Source organism: Kitasatospora phosalacinea, assembly GCF_000717185.1.
In the GTDB taxonomy this organism is placed as follows: domain Bacteria; phylum Actinomycetota; class Actinomycetes; order Streptomycetales; family Streptomycetaceae; genus Kitasatospora; species Kitasatospora phosalacinea_A.
Genome location: NZ_JNYE01000181.1, coordinates 1 through 5,062 on the forward strand (window position 1 = coordinate 1; position 5,062 = coordinate 5,062).

3 protein-coding genes are annotated in these 5,062 nt (G+C 73.9%); all 3 read right to left on the minus strand.

Translation table 11 applies throughout. From position 1 onward, the window contains the following. Nucleotides 1-242 precede the first annotated feature (242 nt). The 3 genes from OO57_RS37010 to OO57_RS37020 all read right to left on the minus strand — a co-directional run bounded on the left by OO57_RS37010 (nt 243) and on the right by OO57_RS37020 (nt 4,960). Nucleotides 243-515: a DUF6191 domain-containing protein gene (locus OO57_RS37010; protein ID WP_033257249.1), complete on the minus strand. Its 273-nt coding sequence runs from the start codon at nt 513-515 to the stop codon at nt 243-245. Nucleotides 516-651: 136 nt separating this feature from the next. Continuing rightward, nucleotides 652-2,307, minus strand: coding sequence for a glycoside hydrolase family 13 protein (locus OO57_RS37015; protein ID WP_033257250.1), 1,656 nt, complete (start codon nt 2,305-2,307; stop codon nt 652-654). A gap of 82 nt (nt 2,308-2,389) precedes the next feature. After that, nucleotides 2,390-4,960 carry a carbohydrate-binding protein gene (locus OO57_RS37020; RefSeq protein WP_051778734.1) on the minus strand — a complete coding sequence of 857 codons (2,571 nt, stop codon included), beginning with the start codon at nt 4,958-4,960 and terminating at the stop codon, nt 2,390-2,392. Nucleotides 4,961-5,062: the final 102 nt, after the last annotated feature.

Genomic DNA, 5,062 nt, shown 5'->3' on the forward strand with positions numbered 1-5,062 from the left:
GCGGTGGGGGCGGGGTGGGGGTGTGGGGGATGCCGATCGGATGCCCCGTGACCTGCCCGAACGCTGTGGGAGCGCTCCCAACTCCGGTCGGCCCGGAACGGTGTCGGCAGGCGGTGGGCGGCGTCCATGGTGTCCGCGCCGCCGCATCCGTGTCAATGCGCAACCTGGAAGTTACAAGGAGGAATTGACGCCCCAGCGGCACCGGCCGCCCCGTCGGCCGACCAACCACCGACCACCGGGGCTCAGCGGCGGTCCGGCTCGACGGTGATCGTGACCTTGCCGCTCACCAGGTCGATCCGGCGCGCGGGCGGCGCGGCGTCGCCCTCCTCGTCGCGGAGCATCTGCTCGCTCTCGCGCTGCTCGATCTGGGCGCGCTTGGACGCCTGGAAGGCGGCGTGGAAGTCGTCCAGCCCGGCCTGGGAGATCGACGTCCCCCGGTCCTTGACCTTCCGCGCCCACCGCCACAGACGCTCGGACACCATCACCAGGAACAACAGCAGGACCACCAACTCCATACCTGCGCACCACCCTTCGCCCCGGTCCCGCTCGACCCTTCGTGAACTCACCGCCTCCGCAACGGACTGTACCTCCCCCGTGCCCGCCCGCGTCGGCGCCGAGCACGGGGTGCCGCCCGCGTGATCGCCGCGGCCCTCAGCTCCTTCCCGCGGGCAGGTCGAGCCAGGCGCAGGCGTCCGGGGGCAGCAGGCCGCCGTCGAGCGGGGCGCTGGTGAGCAGGACGGTGCTGCCGGGCGGGAGGGGCTGCGGGTCGGCGGTGAAGTTGACGGCGCAGGCGAAGGAGCCGTCGCGGGTGAAGGCGAGGACGCCCGGGGCGGTGGGGAGCCAGCTGAGGTGTTCGGGGAGGGCGGCGAGGCGGTCGCGGCGCAGGCGCAGGGCGGTGCGGTAGAGGGTGAGGACGGAGTGCGGGTCGGCGGTCTGGGCGGCGGCGCTCTGGTCGGCCCAGTCGGCGGGTTGCGGGAGCCAGGGGGCGGTGGCGCCGTCCGGGGAGAAGCCGTAGGGGGTTTCGGGGCCGGACCAGGGCAGCGGGACGCGGCAGCCGTCGCGGCCGCGGTCGGTGCCGCCGGAGCGGACGAAGGTGGGGTCCTGGATCAGTTCGTCGGGGATGGACTCGACTTCGCTGAGCGCGAGTTCGTCGCCCTGGTAGACGTAGACGCCGCCGGGGAGGGCCATGGTGAGCAGGGCGGCGGCGCGGGCGCGGCGCAGGCCGAGCTCGCGGTCGGTGGGGGCGCCGAGCCGCTTGTTCCCCATGTCGAAGGAGGTGTCCTCGCGGCCGTAGCGGGTGGTGTGGCGGATGGTGTCGTGGTTGGAGAGCACCCAGGTCGGCGGGGCGCCGACCTCGGCGTGGGCGGCCAGGGTGCCGTCGACCACGTCCTTGACGGCGTCGAACTCCCAGGCGCAGCAGAGGAATTCGAAGTTGAAGGCGGAGTGCAGCTCGTCCGGGCGCAGGTAGCGGGCGAACTGCTCGGGGGTGGGGAGCCAGACCTCACCGACGAAGACCCGGTCGCCGGAGTAGCCGTCGGTGATCTTGCGCCAGGAGCGGTAGACCTCGTGGACGGCGTCGACGTCCTGGTAGGGCAGGTCGGTGACGTCGGGGTCGGGGCCGACGTCGGGCAGGCCGGGCTTCTTGGCGAGCCCGTGGGCGACGTCGATCCGGAAGCCGTCCACGCCGCGGTCGAGCCAGAACCGCAGCACGGACTCGAACTCGGTGCGGACCTCGGGGTGTTCCCAGTTGAGGTCGGGCTGCTCGGGGGCGAACAGGTGCAGGTACCAGTCGCCGGGGGTGCCGTCGGGGCCGGTGGTGCGGGTCCAGGCGGGGCCGCCGAAGTACGACTGCCAGTCGTTGGGCGGGAGTTGGCCGTCGGCGCCGCGGCCGGGGGCGAACCAGAAGCGTTCGCGTTCCGCCGATCCGGGCCCGGCGGCGAGCGCCTCGCGGAACCACGGGTGCTGGTCGGAGCAGTGGTTGGGCACCAGGTCGACGATGACCCGCAGGCCGTGCTGGTGGGCCTCGGCGATCAGGTCCTGGGCCTCGGCGAGCGTCCCGAACAGCGGGTCGATGTCGCGGTAGTCGGCGACGTCGTAGCCGCCGTCGGCCATCGGCGACCGGTACCAGGGGTTGAACCAGAGGGCGTCCACCCCGAGGTCGCGCAGGTACGGCAGGCGGCTGCGCACGCCCGCGAGGTCGCCGACGCCGTCGCCGTTGCCGTCGGCGAAGCTGCGCACGTAGACCTGGTAGATGGCGGCGGTGCGCCACCAGGGCTGGGCGGCGGGGCGGGCGGTGGGCGTGTTCACGGGGGGTTCTCCTTGTTCGTGGACGGTGCGGGGCCCGCCCGCCCGCGGGGTGCGGGCGGGCGGGGCCGGGGGTGCGGGGGTGCTACCAGCCGGTGTTGCCGGTGCCGCGCTGGACGGTGAAGCCGCCGGTGACGTTCAGCGGCGCGTCGGTGGTGCCGCTGATCCGGGTGTCGGCGAAGGTGCCGTGCCCGGCGGCGTTGACCTCGATGCCGTGGTGGCCGGCCCGGTCGACGACCAGTCCGTCGACGCGCAGGTCGGCGACCTGCTTCTGCCAGGAGAGCAGGAGGCCGCTGTAGGTGGAGTCCTGGAGGGTGTTGTCGTTCAGGACGACGGGCTGGGTGAGGTCGCTCTGGTCGGCGTAGATCCAGACCGCGCCGAGCTGGGCGTTCCAGTTGACCTCGAGGCTGCCGGTGCGGCGCAGCACGTTGCCGGAGACGGTGGTGGTGCCGGTGAAGGGCTGGCCGAAGCGGCTGGAGACGGTGATGCCCGCGCCCGCGGTGACGGTGTCGGAGATCAGGTTGTCCTCGACGCTGTTGCCGCTGCCGCCGTAGACGGCCGCGCCGTTGGCGAGGGTGGGAAGTTGGACGGTGTTGTGGCGGAAGGCGCTGTTGGTGACGGCCGCGCCGTCGGACCACATGGCCAGGGCGTCGTCGCCGGTGCCGCGGACGCTGCTGTCGGAGACGACGGCGTCGTCGACCGCGCCGTGCAGGTTGACGCCGTCGGCGTAGGTGTCGCGGATGCGCAGGCCGCTGGCCCGCAGGCCCTTGGTGGGCGCGTTGATCCACAGGCCGACCTTGGTGTGCCGGATCCAGACGTTCCTGATCACGGACCCGGTGCCGAAGTCGCCCTCGATGCCGGCCTGGCCGTTGGCGTCGTCGCGGACGGTGTTCTGGCCGTCGATCGTCAGGTTCTCGACGGTGCTGGTGCCGCCGGTGCCGTACAGCCCGCCCTTGAGGCCGGTGCCGCGCAGCACGGTGTACCAGACGCCCGCGCCGCGCAGTTTCACGCCGGACAGGTTGACCCGGTCGGAGACGGTGTACGTCCCGGCCGGGAGGAACAGGCCCTTGCCCTGGCCCTTGGCGGTGTTCAGGGCGGTGTTCAGCGCGGCGGTGACGTCCTGGCCGCCCGGGGTGACGCCGAGGTCGGCGGCGGAGAGGTACCCGGCGGGGAGGGTGCCGGCGGCGCCGGTCTGCTCGGTCTCGACCAGGTCGAGGGTGTAGGAGGCGGCGCTGTCCCCGGCGTCCTTCTGCAGGCGCAGCACGGTGCCCGCGGGCAGGGTGCGGCCGAAGGTGGCGCGGGTCTCGTCGAAGAAGCGGTGCGGCTGGCCGTCGGCGGGGTTGTTGGTGTACGGGTAGGCGCCGTAGACCCAGGCGTAGCGGGAGGTCAGCTGGAGGTCGGGCAGGGCCTGGCCGTCGGCGTAGGCGCTGAGGGTCGCGTCGAGGCCCTTGCCGTCCGCGCTGTCGGGCAGCGAGTAGCGCAGGTTGACCGCGTCGGCCGGGGCGGTGAGCCTGATCTCGACGTACTGGCCGGTCTGGGTCAGCTTGACGGCGCTGCGGCCGGAGGCTTCGGAGGCGACGCTGAGGTAGGTGCGGTCGGGGGCGAGGACGGTGCCGTTGGTCGTCCCGGCCTCGGCCTCGTAGCCGGTGTAGGGGACGGTGGCCCCGGCGGTGCCCGGGTCGGTGGGCGGGTCGGTGGGGGTGGTGGTGCCGGTGGGGGTGACGGGGGTGAGGCTGTCGAGGTTGACGTTGCCGCTGTCGGCGGTGGTGAAGGCCAGGGCGAGGGTGTTGGTGCCCGCGGTGTAGGTGACGGCCTGCCGGACGGTGGCCCAGGTGTCCCAGTTCGCGGTGGCGGGCAGCGTGACCTGCCCGGCGGAGGCGCCGTTGACCAGCAGGGTGAGCGTCTTGGCGGAGCCGGTGCCGTTGGCGTACCGGAGGTCGACCGTTCCGCTGCCCGCGGCGGCGGAGGTGACGGTGAAGGTGGTCCTCGCGGTGCCCTTGTTGCCGTCGGTGTACCCGCCGACGAAGCCGGTGCCGGTGTAGCCGCCGTGGTCGGCGGCCGTGGCGGCGCCGCCGGAGAGCGCGGCGGACTCGGCCTCCAGGGTGCCGCCCGGCGTCGTGGCGCCGGTGGTGGCGGTCAGGTTGTCGAGGTTGACGTTGCCGCTGTCGGTGCCGGTGAACGCGTAGGCGACGGTGTTGGCACCGGAGTTGAGGGCGACGCTCTGCTGGACGGTGGCCCAGGTGTCCCAGTTCGCGGTGGCGGGCAGCGTGACCTGCCCGGCGGAGGCGCCGTTGACCAGCAGGGTGAGGGTCCTGGCGGAGCCGGTGCCGTTGGCGTACCGGATCGCGAGGGTGGCGGTGCCGGGGGCGGCGGCCTGCACGGTGAAGGTGGTCCTCGCGGTGCCCTTGTTGCCGTCGGTGAAGCCGCCGACGAAGCCGGTGCCGGTGTAGCCGCCGTGGTCGGCGGCCGTGGCGGCGCCGCCGGAGAGCGTCGCCGACTCGGCCTCCAGGACGACGGAGGCGGCCCGGGCCGTGCCGGGGGCGAGCGTCCACAGGGTGAGGCCCGCGAGGAGCGCGACGGCCGCGGCGAGCGCGGTGGGCCCGGTGGTGCGGCTGGTGGTGCGGCTGGTGCGCGTGGTGCCGGGTGCAGGGTACACGTGGGCTCCCGAAGGTGACCGGGGCGCGGCGGCTCCCGGTGGGTGGGGGTGGGGGGTGGTGCGGCGGCGCCGGCCGGGTCGAGCGGCTGCTTCGACCGGCGC